Genomic DNA, 2,459 nt, shown 5'->3' with positions numbered 1-2,459 from the left:
TTAAGGTCGAAGGGATAAAGACAAAAATAAAAAAAATGGAAAATTTAAAAATTATTACACCTGACGGAGCGGCTCTTTTGCTTATAGTAAAAGATTTTGGAAACCTAGCTGCGCATGAGATTAAAAAACATCATCCTGATGATTTATCTTTGTGTATAGATATTATTGAAGATGTTTTTAGAAGTCTATACATTTTACCTAAACAAGCCAAAACTTCAAGACAAATTTTGGAAGGCAAATGGAAAAGAGTCTAGATATAGTAATGAGTTGAATCCTTAATCAGATAACCATCAATTTAATTATATTTCTCGTTTTTTTTAAGGTAATATTTTCGTGGATTTTATCTACCCAATTCAGGTACATTTCCGCTGAATAAAAAAAATATAATTGCTGCAAAAATAAAGGCTAAAATAAATCCAATTGTTTTACGCCAACCCCTAAGATCCTTCGTATACTCATGTGCAACTCCTACACATATACCAAGAAAAAATAAACCAATGAAAATAAAAAAAACATACCAGACTATTTTACTGTTCATACGTAATAATTATACTCACACTAACCAATTTGTTAATATTTTTTATTCACCCTTGTAAAATCGTACCATTTAGAAAAAGCAAATTCATATTTTCCTTTTGTTTTTCCGCCATTGGAAAATATTTGGTATTTATATAAAGCTTCATCACCAGTGGCCACACTACTATGAGAGTTCGCTAAAATATCATAATATCCGTTTGTTTTATTTTTAGAAATAACGTATCCATTACTATTAGAAATATTTCCCTTTGAAAGGTTTCCTATTATTTCATATTTATTATCTTCCTCTCTTAAAATTAGAATGTCACCACCTCCCGAAGCCCCTCTCATTGAACAATCACATACTTTCCATGGCATTACGATGTATTCTTTTTTACCATCACTGTTTAAATCTAAACTTGTTAGTTGAAATTCACTATTATCCTTTGAACAAGTTGGTTTTTTTTCATAACAAGAATAGCCATAAAAATCAATGGAAACATAATAACTGACTAAAAATTCTTGCAAATCAATTGGTACTTGTTCTTTAGGTTGAGCATTGGGAAATTTATAATAATCAAATTTATTTTTCAAAATAGTACCATCATCGTTAATATTTAAATAATTACATGTTTGGCCATTGTTTAATTTTGCCGACGTGAGTCTCTCTACCTGTTTAAAAACTTGATTTTTAAATAGAAATATAATAATAGTTACGATGACAGCAATGATGGATACTAAAAAAATATTATTTTGAATTTTTCTGTCTTTTTGTCGTTCAATAATATCTATATTTAGTCTCCTATTTTCTTCTCGTTGAGTAGTTTGATGACTTTCCCCATCTTTCCTAAATTGTTTATACCCATTCGGTGTCATTCCCATATAAGTTTTGAGTTTAGATCACCTTTTTAAGGTTTTCTTTATTTTTAATAAAAGCGATTCTCTATAACCAATCCTTTTTATATAATCAATTTAATTTATTTTCCTTCCCAATATTTATAGTTGCTATATTTACCAATAATTAATGAGATATTAATAAATCCAAATTCACGACTATCTGATGATCGAGGACGATTATCTCCCATTACAAAAATTTCATTATCAGGGATTTTGTATTCTTCTCCTTCTTTAACAAATCCATCTTCCCATAAGTTTGTTGGTGTTTTTGTGTATGGTTCTTGAAGAAGTTTACCATTAAGATAAACCTTTCCTTGTTGAATTTTTATTTTATCTTTCGGTAAAGCAATTAATCTACTGATATATTCTATGTCAGGATTTTTAGATGATTTGAAAATAATTATATCTCCACTTTGATAATTATTGTTATATTTTTTTATCCAAATCCCATCTCTATTCTTTAAAGTTGGAGACATTGAATTACCAGATATTCCGGATGGAGCAATAATAAACTGAGTAACAACTATGTAAATAGCAAAAAAAGGAAGTAAAATCAAAAAGATTTTTTTTATTTGGTGAACTCTTAATAAATATTTAATCAAGTAGAAGCCTGGAATAATAAATCCAAAAAAAAGAAACAAGAACAGCATTAGGATTACATTTTTAAAATCTTTATCAAATAGATAAAACACAATTCCAAATAAGCCAAAAAATAATAACCATCCTGCAATCCATAAAGGTGTATAAACAAACAAATCTGAACAAAGCAATAAAATCTTATCTGCTAATGTTCTTTTGCTTTTCCAAGTATTAAAGGCAAAAATAAAAGGAAAAAAATATAAGTTAGGAATAGAAGAAAATATTTTATTCATATTTTATTAGTCAATTATAAATCCATCACAGGCGATAACATTGTTATTCAAAGTAAAAATTACAGTATACGTTCCCTGTTCTAACCGAATTTCATTAAAATCCTTAGGATAATTTAAATCAGACCAACCATCGCTTTTTATTATATTTGTCAAGTACCCCGTTTTTCAAGACCG

Annotated in this window: 3 protein-coding genes; 1 reads left to right on the top strand and 2 read right to left on the bottom strand. The window is 27.8% G+C overall.

The features are described 5' to 3' along the window. The coding region (locus GW846_06400; protein NDK10375.1) for a DUF4145 domain-containing protein at positions 1–254 on the top strand (254 nt) is incomplete at its 5' end. A gap of 316 nt (positions 255–570) precedes the next feature. Here the strand turns inward: GW846_06400 and GW846_06395 are convergent. Then, positions 571–1,398, bottom strand: coding sequence for a hypothetical protein (locus tag GW846_06395; protein ID NDK10374.1), 828 nt, complete (start codon positions 1,396–1,398; stop codon positions 571–573). A 95-nt stretch (positions 1,399–1,493) separates the two neighbouring features. Next, positions 1,494–1,970 (bottom strand): signal peptidase I, encoded by a 477-nt coding sequence (lepB, locus tag GW846_06390; GenBank protein NDK10373.1) that lies wholly within the window; start codon positions 1,968–1,970, stop codon positions 1,494–1,496. Between the last annotated feature and the right edge of the window lie 489 nt (positions 1,971–2,459).

It is taken from the genome of Candidatus Gracilibacteria bacterium (assembly GCA_010119145.1).
Taxonomy (GTDB): Bacteria; Patescibacteriota; Gracilibacteria; order BD1-5; family UBA6164; genus JAACSU01.
This window is presented reverse-complemented; position numbering and strand designations above follow the sequence as displayed.